The sequence below is a fragment of the Allomuricauda sp. NFXS6 genome (genome assembly GCF_040148835.1).
GTDB lineage: Bacteria > Bacteroidota > Bacteroidia > Flavobacteriales > Flavobacteriaceae > Flagellimonas.
Map to the genome: position 1 here is coordinate 177,012 of NZ_JAGEMG010000004.1, position 14,534 is coordinate 191,545.

Consider the following 14,534-nt stretch of genomic DNA (forward strand, 5'->3'; position numbering starts at 1 on the left):
CTAAAGTTATTCCAAAACGGAATAATCTCCAATACTAATGGTCTCAAAATTACCATTATAAACAACGTGGTTGCCAATCATTGCATTGTCCAAATTCGCATTGCTTATTTTACTGTCGCTCTGGATGAGGCTATTTTTTATAGTTGAGTTTTCTATTACGGTGTTTGCACCAACCGAAACAAAAGGTCCAACAGTAGTGTTTTTGAGTACCACGTTCTCTCCGATGAAACAGGGTTCCACAATATTCGCATTTTCCTGTTGTACAGAGTCGGCCATCATATTTTCACCCTCTTTTTCCAAAAATCCCAACATGCGCTGATTGGTTTCCACTGTAACATTTTTATTGCCACAATCCATCCACTCATCCACTTTACCTGGTACAAATTTCATGCCCTTTTGCATCATTCGTTTAATGCCATCATTGATTTGATATTCGCCACCATGGGTTATATCATTGTCCAGTACATGCTGTAGTTCATTTTTAAGGACTCCAACATCTTTGAAATAGTAAATCCCGATTACAGCTAAGTCAGAAACGAATTCTTGTGGTTTTTCAACCAACTCAACGATTTCCTTGTTTCCATTTAGCTTTACCACTCCGTAGGCCTCTGGGCGCTCCACTTGTTTCACCCATATAACGCTATCTGCAGATTTGTCCAAATCAAAGTCGGCACGAATCAAGGTATCGGCATAAGCAATTACCGCGGGGCCGCTCAAGGATTCTTTGGCGCTCATGATGGCATGTCCCGTGCCAAGCGGTTTGTCCTGTCTGTAAATGGAAGCTTTGGCTCCTAGTTCATCGGCCAATTCCATTAAGCTTTCCACTATATCATCACCAAAAAAGGCGGGGTCGCCCAAAATAAAGGCAACTTCGTCAATAGGTTCTCCCAATACCTTGGCAATATCGCTTACCAAACGGTGCACAATAGGTTTGCCGGCAACGGGAATCAATGGTTTTGGAACTGTTAATGTGTGTGGTCTTAAACGGGATCCTCTTCCCGCCATTGGAACTATTATTTTCATATAAATGCCCGCGGAGGCGGGTATCTTTTTAAGGTTATACTCTATTTAAAAAAGGTCTCGACTACGCTCGACCTGACATTCCTTCTTTCAATTAGTTCCGGTACTTCCAAATCCGCCTGCACCCCTAATGGTATCCGAAAGGGTTTCGACTTCTTCCCACTCGGCACGCTCATGCTTGGCGATTACCATTTGGGCGATGCGCTCCCCGTTTTCCACCGTAAAATCCTCATTGGACAGGTTCGCCAAAATGACCCCTACATTCCCGCGGTAATCGGCATCAATAGTCCCTGGAGCATTTAAAACGGTTATGCCCTTTTTGGCCGCCAATCCACTGCGTGGTCTTACTTGCGCTTCGTAACCTACAGGTAGTTCCATAAAAAGTCCTGTTGGCACAATGGCCCTTTCCAAAGGTTTTAAAGTGATAGGCGATTCTAGATTTGCCCTTAAATCCATGCCTGCCGAGGCAAGGGTTTCGTAATGCGGCAACTTATGGCCCGATTTGTTAATGATCTTAATCTTCACGTCTTATTAATATGCTTCGTAATTTATCTCCTTCCATCTTATATATTAACCCCAAAAATAACAAAAACAGTATGCTACCGGCTATTAAATTTCTATTAAAAACATAGAACGAAAGTATTGAAAATACCAGGGATACGGATAGGTAGAAGACTATCTTTCGCATATTGTAGGGTATGGGGTAGTATTTCTTTCCAAAGTAGTAGGACAAGATCATCATACTACCATAAGCTGCTAAAGTGGCCCAGGCCGATGCCATATAACCAATTTTTGGAATTAGGCTTATGTTGATGGCCAAGGTAATGATGGCTCCTACAGATGAAATATAAGCCCCGAACCTGGTTCGGTCCGTTACCTTGTACCATACGGACAGGTTGTGGTAGATGCCCAAACAGAAGCTTGCCAAAAGTATGATGGGAACTACGTCCAAAGCTTCCCAAAAAGCGGCATCCCGAACCAATAATTTTTTCAAAGGATCAATAAACACCATCACGCCCAAAAAGATTAGACTTCCCATAATCACAAAATAGTTGGTAATCTGGGCGTAGGCTTTCTTTGGGTTATCGGTGTTTGCGTGACTAAAAAAGAAAGGTTCAACCCCCAATCGAAAGGCGGTGCCGAACAGCGTCATAAATACCGCCAACTTGTAGCAGGCGGAATATTTTCCGATTTCTGCCTTGGCAATATCTTCTGGCAACAACCGATCTAAGAGAATACGGTCAAAAACCTCGTTTACTGTAAATGCAAGTCCGGCTACCATTATAGGTAGGGAATATTTGAGCATTTGCTTCAACAATCGCTCGTCAAAACTATATTTACTATCAAAATAGATTCCACACACCCACAATAAGGCAATTCCACTGGAAATCACATTGGCAATAAAGACATATTCAATCTGAAAATTTTCTTTGTAGATTTCTGCCCAAAACGACGGCCCCTTGTCAGCCAATTCCGGTAATACGGTCAAGAAAAAGATGTTCAATAGTAAATTCATTGCCACACTCGTCACCTTTACAATGGAATATCGAAGCGGTCTTTCCATTGCTCTCAACCAAGCAAATGGTACAATGGCCAATGCGTCCAAAACCAGAATCATTATGATGTAGAGCATCAGGGACTCCTGAACATCTATTAGCGAAGCAAAAGTTTCTTTGAAAATCAGTGATACTACAAAAAAGATTAAGGAGGATACCAGTAATGAAATCAACGAAGTTGAAATCACGTTCTCTTTATCCGAATACTTATTGAAAAAACGGAAAAAAGCCGTTTCCATACCGTATGCAAGCACCACATTAAAAATGGCAAACCAGGAGAAGATTACTGATATCTCACCATAGGTTTCGGGGTTCATTACCGATGTGTACAAGGGCACCAATAGAAAAGAGAGCACCCGCGGTAATACCGTGGCCAAACCATAGATAAATGTTTGTTTAAAAAGCCTTTTTAGTGGATTCAATAGGTGTTGCTTCTTTAAAAACCTTGATTAGGTGGCTACAAGTTACGCAAAAGCCATTATTACCTAAACCTTATTATCCTAAGAAAAACAAAAAGGCCACCGATGTGGTGGCCATTTAATCTTATGAAAGTATGTAACCTTAATTGTTCAACGCTTCCGCTCCACCAACAATTTCCAAGATTTCGTTGGTAATTGCAGCTTGACGTGCTTTGTTATAGGTCAATTTCAACTCATCTCTAAGTTCGGCGGCATTATCGGTTGCTTTGTGCATCGCCGTCATACGCGCACCGTGCTCACTGGCAAAGGAATCCCTAAGGGCTTTGAACAATTGTGTTTTCAAGGATTTAGGAATCAATTCCTTAACGATTTCCTCTTTGGACGGCTCAAAAATATAATCCGCTGCAATGGCTTCCTCTCCTTCTGCGCCAACGATGGGCAAAAACTGTTCGGTCATCACAATTTGCGTAGCGGCATTCTTGAACTTGTTGTACACCAACTCGATTTTGTCGTAATCCCCTTTGGTGAACAATCGCATCAAAAGTTCCGCGATTTCGGCAACATTGTCAAAGGTCAAGTCATCGTAAACCCTGCTTTGATCACCTAAAATCGTATGCTTTTTACGAAGAATGTCGTTTCCTTTTTTACCAATGGTATAGAAATCAACTTGTTTACCAGGATACTTGTTGGTCACCAAATTGTTGCTCTGCTTGATGATATTGGAGTTGAACCCGCCACAAAGACCTCTATTAGAAGTGATGGCAACAACCAAAACTTTGTTCACGGGTCTTTTGTCAGCGTACTCGCTTCCTCCGTCTCCCTCCAAACTGGCACTAAGCCCTTGCAAAAGCTCGGTAAGCTTGTCCGAATAGGGACGCATAGCCGTAATAGCATCCTGTGCCTTTTTCAACTTTGCAGCAGAAACCATTTTCATGGCACTGGTAATCTGCATCGTTGATGAGATGGATGATATCCTGTTACGTATTTCCTTTAGATTCGCCATTGTTTTAAATTATGGGTTATGAGTGTTGAGTTAAGAGTTTTTGACTATTGCCACAATGATTCTTATTAACTCTTCACACCTATCCATCAAATCTTTGGGAACTTCTCTGCCCGTCACTTCTAAAATCTCAAGCCAATACTTTGTTTCATCAGCTTCTTTTAGGGCTATCCCAAATTTATTTTTAAAATCCTTTGTGCTAACCCCTCTTTGTGCTTCCCTAGTGTTTGCACCGATACTGGTGCCACTTTTCAACAATTGAGAGGCTATCTCAAAATCTTTTTTATGCTTTAATTCATCACAGTAATGAACAATCCTACAAGCAAACTCGAAACTTTTAATTCTTACAGGACTAGTTTCAAGCTTTCCCATAACTCATCACTCTGAACTCCTAACCTTTATATTTACTTGAAAGATCTTTACAAACAGCAGTCAATGTGTCGATAACTTCATCGGTCAATTTACCGGCTTTAAGAGTGTCCAAAACATCTCTGTGCTTGGCGTTCAAGAACTCCAAGTAATCTTTTTCAAACTCTTTTACCTTGTCCACAGGAACATTTCGCAACAAGTTCTTGGAACCTGCAAAAATGATGGCCACCTGATCTTCCACGGTAAATGGATCGTTCTGACCTTGTTTCAAGATCTCCACGTTTCTACGTCCTTTTTCAATAACGTTCAAGGTGGCGGCATCCAAATCGGAACCGAACTTGGCAAAGGCTTCCAATTCACGGAACTGGGCCTGGTCCAATTTCAAGGTACCTGCCACTTTTTTCATGGACTTGATCTGGGCATTACCCCCCACACGTGATACGGATATACCTACGTTGATCGCAGGACGAACCCCTTGGTTGAACAAGTCTTGCTCCAAAAATATCTGACCATCGGTAATGGAAATTACGTTGGTCGGGATATAAGCGGAAACGTCACCCGCCTGTGTCTCGATAATCGGTAGAGCCGTCAACGAACCTCCACCTTTTACCATTGGTTTCAATACCTCTGGAAGGTCGTTCATGGTCTTGGCAATATCATCATCTGCAATTACCTTAGCGGCACGCTCCAACAATCTTGAGTGCAAGAAGAAAACGTCACCAGGGTATGCTTCACGTCCTGGAGGTCTTCTCAACAACAAGGATACCTCACGGTAGGCTACGGCTTGTTTTGATAAATCATCGTAGATAATCAAGGCTGGACGCCCTGTATCCCTGAAATATTCTCCGATAGCTGCACCGGCAAACGGAGCATATACCTGCATAGGGGCAGGGTCGGATGCGTTGGCGGCCACAATGGTCGTATAGGCCAATGCACCTTTTTCTTCCAACGTATTGGCGATGGCGGCTACCGTAGATGCTTTTTGACCTATGGCAACATAAATACAATATACAGGTTCACCGGCATCGTAAAATTCTTTTTGGTTAAGGATGGTATCGATACAAACGGTGGTCTTACCGGTTTGCTTATCACCGATTACCAACTCCCTTTGTCCACGACCTACTGGAATCATGGCATCAATCGCCTTGATTCCTGTTTGCATAGGTTCATCTACAGGTTGTCTAAAAATTACACCAGGAGCTTTACGTTCCAAAGGCATTTCGTAGGTTTCCCCGGAAATAGGTCCTTTACCGTCGATAGGTTTTCCCAGGGTGTCCACCACACGGCCAACAATTCCTTCACCAACGTTGATGGAAGCAATACGCTCGGTTCTTTTAACAGTGGTACCTTCCACAATCTCTCTGGACTGGCCCAACAATACAACTCCTACGTTGTCTTCTTCCAAGTTAAGAACGATACCTTGCATACCACCATCGAACTCCACCAACTCCCCGTATTGGGCATTGGCAAGTCCATATACACGGGCAATACCATCACCTACTTGTAATACGGTACCTACTTCATCCAAAGAAGCGGATGCTTCGTAACCTGATAACTGTTTTTTCAAAATTGCTGATACCTCAGCGGCTTTTACTCCTGCCATTTTTATAGACTATTTGTAAATTCTCTTTTTAATCCGTTCAATTTGTTTGCGATGCTTGCATCGTATCGGGTGTCTCCTACCCTTAGCACAAATCCTCCAATGATGTTCTCATCGATTTTATTCTCCAGGGTAACCTTGTTTCCGGTTGCCTTGGTCACCGTATCCAAAATTTTCTTCTCCAAATCGGAAGTCAATGGAACGGCAGTGGTCACGTAAGCTACCTCTTCGCCTTTCAATTTTTCGTGAAGAATAATGTATTTGAAAGCCACTTCCTGTAACATAGCTATTCTCTTGTTGCTTAGCAATGTTTGAAGAAGACCTTTTGTGATTTCGCTGGCATCTTTAAAGATTTCCAACAAACTGTTCTTTTTCACTTCTGATTTGATGATGGGGCTTTCCAAAAGATGCTGAAGCTCCTCACTCCCAGAAATAGTAGCAGCAATCTCCCGCATATCTTTTTCAACGGCCTCTGCCGCTTTCTTTTCGACTGCGAAATCCAAGGTTGCTTTTGCGTAGCGTATGGCCGCCCTGTTTTGGTTCATGGTCTATTAGTTCAGTTTAATATCTTCCAACATGTCCTCGACCAACTTTTGTTGCTTTCCTTTTTGGGACAATTCTTCTTTGATTACCTTTTCAGCAATTTCAATGGATAGATTGGCTACTTGTGCCTTGATATCGGCAACAGCGGCTTTCCTTTCACCCTCAATGGCGGCTTGGGCTTGCTTGATTATCTTGTCCCCTTCTACCTGAGCTTGCTCTTTGGCTTCGGAAATAATGCTTTCTTTGATTTCCCTGGCTTCTTTCAACAAGGCGTCTCTCTCGGTCCTGGCCTCTTTTAAGAGTCTTTCACTGTCCGCCGTAACGTTCTGCATCTCCTTTTTTGCGGCTTCAGCGGCATCAAGGGCATCCTTAATACCCTCTTCTCGCTTTTCAACAGCACCAAGAATTGGCTTCCATGCGTATTTTCTCAACAAGAACAAAAGGGCCACAAAGAGCAACAATTGCCAGAAAAACAACCCGAAGGAAAACTGTTCGATTAACTTTTCCATTTATCTTAAAATATTAATTCTTTTAAACTATATCATTTTAAATCAATGAAGGGCCATAGCCAACCGCTATGGCCTTCATCAATACTGTTACGACTACGCTGCAAAAAGAGCGGCGAAACCGATACCTTCAATAAGGGCTGCTGCAATAAGCATAGCAGTTTGGATCTTACCAGAAGCTTCTGGTTGACGAGCAATGGCTTCCATTGCCTGACCACCGATTCTACCGATACCCAATCCTGCTCCGATTACGATCAAACCAGCACCTACGATGTTTGGAATTGTCATGATATATGAATTTAAATATTAAACGTTCTACTTAATGATGATCTTCCTCTACCGCCATTCCAAAATACAGGGCAGACAGCATGGTAAAAATATATGCCTGTAATGCGGCCACCAACAATTCCAATAAAGAAAGTGCAAAGGCCAACAAAAAGGACAATGGGCTTCCTATCCAGTTCTTAAATATGAACATCAACCCGATAATACTCATTAATACTACGTGACCCGCAGTAATGTTGGCGTACAAACGAATCATCAATGAAAATGGCTTGATGAATGTTCCCAACAATTCGATGGGTGCCAATATAATTTTCATGGGGACAGGTACGCCTGGCATCCAAAAGATGTGCTTCCAGTAGTTTTTGTTCCCTGTAAATGTTGTAATTAAATAGGTAATCATGGCCAAGGCAAAGGTAACGGCAATGTTGTTGGTCACATTCACACCAAGTGGTGTTAATCCCAAAAGGTTAATGACCCACACAAAGAAGAACACCGTAAGCAAATAGCTCATGTACTTTTTATATTTATGCTCACCGATGTTAGGAATGGCGATTTCGTCACGAACAAAAAGCACCAAAGGCTCCAAGAACCTCCCCAAACCTCGTGGCATGGTACTTTTTTGGTACCTCTTGGCCATGGAACGAAATACCAAGAACATCAAAAGGGCCACAGCCATGATGAAGACCACATTCTTCGTAATGGAAAAATCCAAAGGCTTTTCGTTGGTTGGATGTGCGTCATCCACCACCAAATTCTCCCCAAAAGCATCTTCAGTATGGGTTTCTTCGCCATGATGTCCGCCAAAATTGATGGTTCCTTCGGCATCCGTCTTGTATATTTTGTTGTGATAAAGTGTGTAGTAATTCCCATCTACTTCGGCCACCGATTCCCCATGTTCAAATTCTGAAGATAAAAATACCTTTAGTCCATTGTCCCAAAGAATAACAGGAAGTGGAAATCCAATATATTTATGCTCTCCGTCATCTGTTGTATAAGAATAAAGGTTGAAGTCATGAGAATCCAGAAGGTGGTGGTCGATGTATTCCTTAATCTGGGTCTTTAAATCGTGGGCACCGGTTTCAACTTCTTCTCCCTCATGGTTTTGGGCCGATACAAATCCCGCAATCAAAAAAATTACGGCAACTAATTTTTTACTTAAAAAAGAATATCGCATATGATCCAACTATGGGTCCTCAAAAATTGGTGCAAAAATACATTCCTCCTTCAAAAGAAAAAAGCTTTTTTAGGTATTATTTTATTCTTTGCTTTTTCGGGTTGATTTCACCGCTTTGTTACACAGTATTAAGCAGTTTCACCAAAAAGAAGGTTTCCAGGACAAGTGCAAATCCGTACGGCACAAAAAACGCAAGGAACTCTAAACGTTCCAATGCACCGTCTTGATTAAAGGCAGGGTATAGAAAAATGAAGAAAAGCGTAAATTTTAAAAGACTGCCTCCCAAAAAAAAGAAACCTAGCAAATCCCGGTATTTGTTCCTAAAGATGTATATGGCAAAAAAAACGATCAAGGCCATTATCGCGTTGAGCAAATAGCTCTTTGCAAGTTGTAAAGAAGAAGGGTCATGACCATTGTTTTTCAAAAACCACGATTGGGAAAAGAAAAACACAAATAATCCTACAAATAGGATTAAAATAAAAAGAATCGGGTAATACCTGATTTTCAATCGTTAATTTTTTTCAGTTGTTGAATCACCAAATATATGGAAATCGCAACGGCCGCTATTGTACAGAGGGGCAAGAACACTTTTTCGGTCTCAAAATGGCCGTCGAGCCACTTTCCACCCCACACACCCAAATAAATAACAACACCCATTTGAATGGCAGAACCAGACAAACGGGCGGCTGTATTAATCGTTTTTTTATATTTATTAGGAGGCTTTTGCTGGCTCATCTTTCTTTGTCGACTGCATTTTTGGTGCGGATGCCGATGCAGCTGCTTTGCCCATGGTACAGGCGGCATTAAAGGTTGCCCCGGGCTCCACGGCCAATTTGGCCACGCTTACGGTGCCTTCAATGGTTGCAGAGGATTTTAGGGAAAGTAAATCCTTCACCATAAGCTCCCCATTGAACCTGCCTTCGATATCTGCATTCACACATTCCACCTTTCCGTTAATATAGCCATCTTTTCCAATGACCACCTTACCGGAAGTAGTTACATTTCCCTCCAACTTACCATCTATCCTAAAATCGGCTTCGGAGGTGATGTCGCCCTTAATTTTAGTGTTCTTTTCAATTCTGTTGGGCTGTCCGCCAAATTCATTCATAGGTCGGGGTTTTTTGTTGTCAGAAAACATTGTGTTCTAGGATTTTGGGGTTAAAATTGTGCTTTGTATGATTCTAAGTTCTTGTGGACTTGTATGATTTTGTAATTATCGGATAAAACTACAAAATTCTCATCTTTAATAAGGTAGTCCCTATTGTTTTTTATAAGCTCGGCAAAGCCTAGGGCAAAGTCTTGGGAAGGAAAGCCGTGCACCACCACAAATTCATCTTCGAGGTTATAAATGTCCTTGGAAACAATGTTTTTGTAGTTTAGTTCATCGATTACCTCCGCCAAACGCTCTTTGAGTTTGGTCGCCTTTTCATCATTCCTGATCTTAAATGGGAATACCACTTTCCAATTTCCAGCTCCGGTGGAACCTGTTTCCGGTGAGAATTCTTTGTTCTCCAGTTTGGGCAGTTGCTCTTCCACCATTTGTTCCGCTTTCTTCCCTTCGGGATTGTTCGGATAGGTGAGCGCCACATAGTTCAAGGCCTCTTTAAAAGGCTCAAACCCTTGCAAACGGCCAATGGCATTCGCTTTCAGCATTTCAAACTTGGGTACAATGGGGTCGCCTGTAAACTTGTTGATGTATTCTTCGGACTGGGTAATCACCCTTAAAAATTCTTGCTTTTGGAATTGTTTGAACAATGCCGCATACCTGGCATCGGGGCTGTCCGAGTTTCCATCCAATACCGCTTGTGGGTTCAATAAAATTTCGGCATAGCGTGTATCGGGATGATTGTTGATGATGTTCTGTTTCATATCCATCGCCAATGGGCTTCCGGATTCCTCGTAAATCTTGTAGAGGTTGTATTTTGATGGGAGAATCAAGCGTTCCTCGGGATTGGAGGAAAGCACGCGCTCCAACTTGGCAGCAGCAAGCATATTATCCTTGAACTTCTCCTTATATATCAATCCTAATTGATAGTTGGCAAAATTGCGTTCGCCCTTTAAGCTGTCAATTACGGCAACATCAGTCGGCAACTGTTCCAAATAGTAATCCGCCGAATACTTTTGGTCCTCTGTCAACACCTCGTCATTGCTTGCGACCTCCTCGCCCGTTGCCTCGGAAACCAAGGTCTTTGACCTATTGCTCCATCGCCAATCATCTTCAAGAGACCTTGTGCCCCAACGGGTTCTAAATCCGTTTCGGCCTTGTCCCAGACTTGTAATGTTATAAAAATAGAACTTGCCTTGGTTCTCTTTGCCTCCCTTGCTATCAGCAAACGTAGCAAACCCAGCATTGGCACGTTCTTGTTGTTTCTCTGCTTCGGCCTCTTCCTTGCGCTTCATCTCAGCGATATAATCCTCAAAATAGGCCTTGCGTTCCGCTACGGGCATCTGGTATAACGTAATTACGCTATCGGCATGCTGTACAATATCTTCGTATTTGATAACATCTTCGAGGTTGTCCAGTCTCTTTTTGATGTCTCGGTACTTTCGTGTGTTTTCATTCAGGTTGGTCAGGGTACTGTCGTAGTAGGAACCTGCCAATCTATATGCATCCTCATCAAAATGGTAATCGGCCAAACTTTGATAATTTAGGGCATTCAGTTTACGCTCTCCTTGGGTCGCTTGAATTGATTTATTGTAGTAGGCCAAGGCCAAACTATCCGATTCATAGGCCATATGAAACTGGGCGACTTGACGATAGATCTTGTCCAAGAAAGGTCGGTTTTCCCGGTTTTCTTCCAAATCGGTCAAGTATTCCAGCATTTCTTCCCGGTTGCCCTCCGTAAGTTCGATGTTCTGGATTTTCTTAAGGTGAGCATTGATCATGTACACCCTTGGCGATTTACGGTTGAGCTCAATCACCTCGTTGTAGGCGTAATTGGCACTATCCTTATGGCCCAATTGATCGTACAACTGTCCGATTATAAAAAGGTACCTTCCCTTCTCTGGGTTCTTTTTGGTGTAGGCCTGGGATAGTTTCAATTTTTGGATGGCCGTGTCGGGTGCATTCAGGTTGATGTAGCATTGCGCCAAAACGGCATTGGCATCGGCGTATTCCTGATCTTTCAATTTTTCATACTTGAAGAGGCGCTTCAAGTTTTTAATGGCCACTTCGGGGTTGTCCAAACGCATGTTGGTCTTTTCTCTCCAAATGGTGGCCTCGTTCAGCTTATCGCTTTCCACATATTTCCTCAGGATATAGTTGAAGGATTCCAAAGCCGGAATGTAGCGTTGGTCAAAATAACGGGATTTCCCCAACAACAGGAATGCTTCATCTATTTGAGGATTGCGTTCCTCATCCTTGATGTCCATGCTGTGCTTTTGGATGGCTTTGGTAGCCTTTTCCTCAGCAATGATAAAGTTGGGGTTGTTGTCCTCGGAGTCGAGCTTTATTTCATCCGTCACCTTTAGGCGCTCTACGGGAAGAATTTCCCAGTAATCATCACGATAGTTGGCATTGATTTCCTCCAAGCCTTTTTGAAAGGCTAGGTTACCGTTGTACAAAGTGTTGTACTCGGTGTTGAGGGCGTGCCAATTTCTGTTGATAAACTTATCCTTTTTGGTGGAACAAGCGGTAAACGCAAGTCCTCCCAAAACCAAGGCACCTAAAAATGTATGATGAAGCTTCAAAATTATCGATAATCTTGTGTAACCTTAAACTCAAAAAAGAGCGGATTATTATAAGGCTTATCGATAAAATGCAAGAATTTCTCCAGGCTTATTTAAAACCTCAACCTGCAAAGAAAGCTTCAAGTTCCTTCATGGTCTCTGCCGAGGTGTGCAAATCCTTCACAATTTCACCTTTGTTGAGCACTACGATACGCTCGCAGACTTCGGTGACATGTATCAAATCGTGACTGGAAACAAGCACCGTTACCCCCTCTTTTGCCGCTAAATCTTTAATAATTCCTTTCAATCGAATTTGCGTGGTCGGGTCCAAATTGGCAAAGGGCTCGTCCAAGATCACCACTTCGGGGTTACCGATAAAACTGGCCACAATGCCCACTTTCTTCTGGTTTCCTTTGGAAAGATCTCGTAAATACTTTTTCTGACCCAATATTTCTCCGTGGAAGAAATCATCAAACCCGGACAGCAGTGCATCCACATCGGCCTTGTTCCTGCCGCGCAGTTCCCCGATAAAGTAAAAGTATTCTTCAGGGGTGAGGTACCCTATCAAAAAGGTTTCATCAATAAATGCCGAGGTAAATGGCTTCCACTCTTCGCTCTGGTCCACTTGCACGTCCTTGTTGATAATGTGCCCTGACGAGGGTTGTATCAAATCCAAAAACAGGCTAAAAAGGGTTGTTTTCCCTGCTCCGTTGTTTCCTACCAGGCCAAAGCTCTGTCCTTTGGGAATCTCCAAGTGGTCAATGTTCAAAACGGTGTTCTCTCCGTAGGTCTTGGTTAAATTATGAACTGTGATCATGTACTTTTCTGTTAATGGTGATTATTTCTGTTTGTATGCTTGCAGCGTTTTGTATTTCTCCTTTTTATAAATGCCCTCGATCATGGTGAACACCTTGTTTTTGAAGGCAAATCCGAGTATGCCGAAAACGGCCACAAAGATATATCCCGCCATGGGGTTGATCAAAAAGTGACCAATGGCGTAAATTCCAATGGGCAATGCCAGCTTGGGCAAGGTGAGCAAGAGGGTCTTGGCGTTAAAGGCCTGTTTGTCGCCAAATGCTTTTTTGTTGGAGGTAAGGTCTATCGGTGTTTTTACGTAAGCGCCGCCCCAAAGCACCAAATAACTGTTGATGCCAATATTGTAAATGGCCCCCACCAAAACAGCGGCATAGGCCTCCCAGCCAAAATAAATGTAAAAAGTGGCCAAAATGGTTGAAATGATGGTCGCAATGATCACCAGATACCATTTTGATGAGAGATACTCACGGTATTTGATGTTCTGGCTCATCATCAAGGGGTAATAACTACTGTCCCAACTGGGCACGTACTGTCCAAAACTGAAGAGGAACCCGCCTGTGACAAAAATCCCTGCAAAAATCTTCCAAAAAGGCCCGTCGTAGACTTCTAGGGCACCTGTAAAAAAGAGGAGTCCGTAAAAAATAAAAAAGGCTCCAGCGATCACAGCAGAACGGGATCTTTTGTTTCGTTTGATAAGTTTGATGTCGTTCTTCAAGAAAGTGCCCAAATTTCCGAAGCGATCCAGCCATTCCAAGTTCTCTGTTTTGGCCTCGGTCTGTTTTTTGGCCAAACCACCATCCAGGTACATATGCTTTTTAAAGTATGCGAAGGCACCATAGTACAATCCCACCAAAATCAACCAAGGAATTATCGCCGTCCAGGGCATATCATAGAAAAAGTCGAAAATGGGCTGGGTGTAGGTGGTAATATCAAACCATTGATAATATTGTGATGCCCCGGCCAAAATAAACAGTGCGGCAAGCCCATAGAAAACCACATTCTGATTGTTTACCATAACATTGATAAAGTTGTTACAGTAGAACAATGCCATCAAAGCCAAGTGCCAACCGATAACCTGCAGTGGAGGATACCCTTCCACGAGCAGCACTATGCTAAAGGGGATAAAAAAGAAAGCGTGGGCAATATTAAAAAACGATATTACCGTTTTTCCCAACGAAAAGTTGACCACCTTGCTCTTGTTAATGGGCAAATACAACAGTGGTTTTATATTGGTGACCGGCATTTTTTGCAGCATATACCTAAATACCAAATCAAAAGCGAAGTAATAGATCAAAAATCGATTTATTACGCGCAGGGGGTCTCCTAAATCTGAATCCTCGATAATAAAATAGGCTCCTACACCCATACTTAAAAATACAAGTATGAAATAAAGAGCTCCCAAGGCCATTAGAATTTTAAACCAAATCTCCGTTTTAAAAGTGGCTGACCTAAAAAATGACATCCATTGGAGTCGTGTAAAATGTTTGAGCATGGTCGGTATTTTTGTAGTTGGTATCCAATTTATTGGATTTGTTACACAAAGATGTGCTTTTTATAAAAATAGGTGCTCAAAAGGA

General features: G+C 42.5%; 16 protein-coding genes. All 16 read right to left on the reverse strand.

Annotated features, from left to right (window positions below; translation table 11 throughout):
• Window positions 1–6 precede the first annotated feature (6 nt).
• Entirely contained in the window at window positions 7–1,023 is a 1,017-nt protein-coding gene (locus tag J4E06_RS07970; RefSeq protein ID WP_349523503.1) for a sugar phosphate nucleotidyltransferase, read from the reverse strand.
• A gap of 87 nt (window positions 1,024–1,110) precedes the next feature.
• The gene (gene dut / locus J4E06_RS07975; protein ID WP_349523504.1) at window positions 1,111–1,545 is read right to left on the reverse strand and encodes a dUTP diphosphatase; all 435 of its coding nucleotides are present in this window, start codon (window positions 1,543–1,545) and stop codon (window positions 1,111–1,113) included.
• The gene (locus J4E06_RS07980) at window positions 1,535–2,998 is read right to left on the reverse strand and encodes a lipopolysaccharide biosynthesis protein (RefSeq protein ID WP_349523505.1); all 1,464 of its coding nucleotides are present in this window, start codon (window positions 2,996–2,998) and stop codon (window positions 1,535–1,537) included. The genes dut and J4E06_RS07980 overlap by 11 nt, the downstream gene beginning before the upstream one ends.
• A gap of 139 nt (window positions 2,999–3,137) precedes the next feature.
• Window positions 3,138–3,998 (reverse strand): ATP synthase F1 subunit gamma, encoded by an 861-nt coding sequence (gene atpG / locus J4E06_RS07985; RefSeq protein ID WP_349523506.1) that lies wholly within the window; start codon window positions 3,996–3,998, stop codon window positions 3,138–3,140.
• 30 nt (window positions 3,999–4,028) lie between these two features.
• A complete protein-coding gene (locus J4E06_RS07990; RefSeq protein ID WP_349523507.1) occupies window positions 4,029–4,367 on the reverse strand; it encodes a four helix bundle protein in 339 nt (112 codons plus the stop codon).
• A 19-nt stretch (window positions 4,368–4,386) separates the two neighbouring features.
• On the reverse strand, window positions 4,387–5,967 hold the full coding sequence (atpA, locus tag J4E06_RS07995; protein WP_349523508.1) for a F0F1 ATP synthase subunit alpha: 1,581 nt from the start codon (window positions 5,965–5,967) through the stop codon (window positions 4,387–4,389).
• Between the two features lie 2 nt (window positions 5,968–5,969).
• On the reverse strand, window positions 5,970–6,509 hold the full coding sequence (gene atpH / locus J4E06_RS08000; protein WP_349523509.1) for an ATP synthase F1 subunit delta: 540 nt from the start codon (window positions 6,507–6,509) through the stop codon (window positions 5,970–5,972).
• Between the two features lie 6 nt (window positions 6,510–6,515).
• Window positions 6,516–7,016, reverse strand: a complete 501-nt coding sequence (locus J4E06_RS08005; protein ID WP_349523510.1) for a F0F1 ATP synthase subunit B — start codon at window positions 7,014–7,016, stop codon at window positions 6,516–6,518.
• A gap of 93 nt (window positions 7,017–7,109) precedes the next feature.
• On the reverse strand, window positions 7,110–7,301 hold the full coding sequence (gene atpE, locus J4E06_RS08010) for an ATP synthase F0 subunit C (protein WP_053970734.1): 192 nt from the start codon (window positions 7,299–7,301) through the stop codon (window positions 7,110–7,112).
• 31 nt (window positions 7,302–7,332) lie between these two features.
• Window positions 7,333–8,472, reverse strand: coding sequence for a F0F1 ATP synthase subunit A (atpB, locus tag J4E06_RS08015; RefSeq protein ID WP_349523511.1), 1,140 nt, complete (start codon window positions 8,470–8,472; stop codon window positions 7,333–7,335).
• A gap of 118 nt (window positions 8,473–8,590) precedes the next feature.
• Entirely contained in the window at window positions 8,591–8,980 is a 390-nt protein-coding gene (locus J4E06_RS08020) for a DUF6168 family protein (RefSeq protein WP_349523512.1), read from the reverse strand.
• Complete coding sequence (locus tag J4E06_RS08025; RefSeq protein WP_349523513.1) at window positions 8,977–9,207, reverse strand: AtpZ/AtpI family protein; 231 nt, start codon at window positions 9,205–9,207, stop codon at window positions 8,977–8,979. The genes J4E06_RS08020 and J4E06_RS08025 overlap by 4 nt, the downstream gene beginning before the upstream one ends.
• Window positions 9,185–9,610 carry a bactofilin family protein gene (locus tag J4E06_RS08030; protein WP_349523514.1) on the reverse strand — a complete coding sequence of 142 codons (426 nt, stop codon included), beginning with the start codon at window positions 9,608–9,610 and terminating at the stop codon, window positions 9,185–9,187. The genes J4E06_RS08025 and J4E06_RS08030 overlap by 23 nt, the downstream gene beginning before the upstream one ends.
• 20 nt (window positions 9,611–9,630) lie before the next feature.
• Entirely contained in the window at window positions 9,631–12,162 is a 2,532-nt protein-coding gene (gene porW / locus J4E06_RS08035) for a type IX secretion system periplasmic lipoprotein PorW/SprE (RefSeq protein ID WP_349523515.1), read from the reverse strand.
• Window positions 12,163–12,262: 100 nt separating this feature from the next.
• Window positions 12,263–12,958 (reverse strand): ABC transporter ATP-binding protein, encoded by a 696-nt coding sequence (locus J4E06_RS08040; RefSeq protein ID WP_349523516.1) that lies wholly within the window; start codon window positions 12,956–12,958, stop codon window positions 12,263–12,265.
• Window positions 12,959–12,979: 21 nt separating this feature from the next.
• Window positions 12,980–14,449 carry a DUF5687 family protein gene (locus J4E06_RS08045; RefSeq protein WP_349523517.1) on the reverse strand — a complete coding sequence of 490 codons (1,470 nt, stop codon included), beginning with the start codon at window positions 14,447–14,449 and terminating at the stop codon, window positions 12,980–12,982.
• Window positions 14,450–14,534: the final 85 nt, after the last annotated feature.

Coding starts and splice junctions, on each gene's coding strand:
- J4E06_RS08030 (WP_349523514.1), bottom strand. CDS start 9,610: ATGTTTTCTGACAACAAAAAACCCCGACCTATGAATGAATTTGGCGGA.
- atpG (WP_349523506.1), bottom strand. CDS start 3,998: ATGGCGAATCTAAAGGAAATACGTAACAGGATATCATCCATCTCATCA.
- J4E06_RS08025 (WP_349523513.1), bottom strand. CDS start 9,207: ATGAGCCAGCAAAAGCCTCCTAATAAATATAAAAAAACGATTAATACA.
- J4E06_RS07990 (WP_349523507.1), bottom strand. CDS start 4,367: ATGGGAAAGCTTGAAACTAGTCCTGTAAGAATTAAAAGTTTCGAGTTT.
- atpB (WP_349523511.1), bottom strand. CDS start 8,472: ATGCGATATTCTTTTTTAAGTAAAAAATTAGTTGCCGTAATTTTTTTG.
- J4E06_RS08045 (WP_349523517.1), bottom strand. CDS start 14,449: ATGCTCAAACATTTTACACGACTCCAATGGATGTCATTTTTTAGGTCA.
- atpA (WP_349523508.1), bottom strand. CDS start 5,967: ATGGCAGGAGTAAAAGCCGCTGAGGTATCAGCAATTTTGAAAAAACAG.
- J4E06_RS08005 (WP_349523510.1), bottom strand. CDS start 7,016: ATGGAAAAGTTAATCGAACAGTTTTCCTTCGGGTTGTTTTTCTGGCAA.
- J4E06_RS07970 (WP_349523503.1), bottom strand. CDS start 1,023: ATGAAAATAATAGTTCCAATGGCGGGAAGAGGATCCCGTTTAAGACCA.
- atpH (WP_349523509.1), bottom strand. CDS start 6,509: ATGAACCAAAACAGGGCGGCCATACGCTACGCAAAAGCAACCTTGGAT.
- J4E06_RS08040 (WP_349523516.1), bottom strand. CDS start 12,958: ATGATCACAGTTCATAATTTAACCAAGACCTACGGAGAGAACACCGTT.
- atpE (WP_053970734.1), bottom strand. CDS start 7,301: ATGACAATTCCAAACATCGTAGGTGCTGGTTTGATCGTAATCGGAGCA.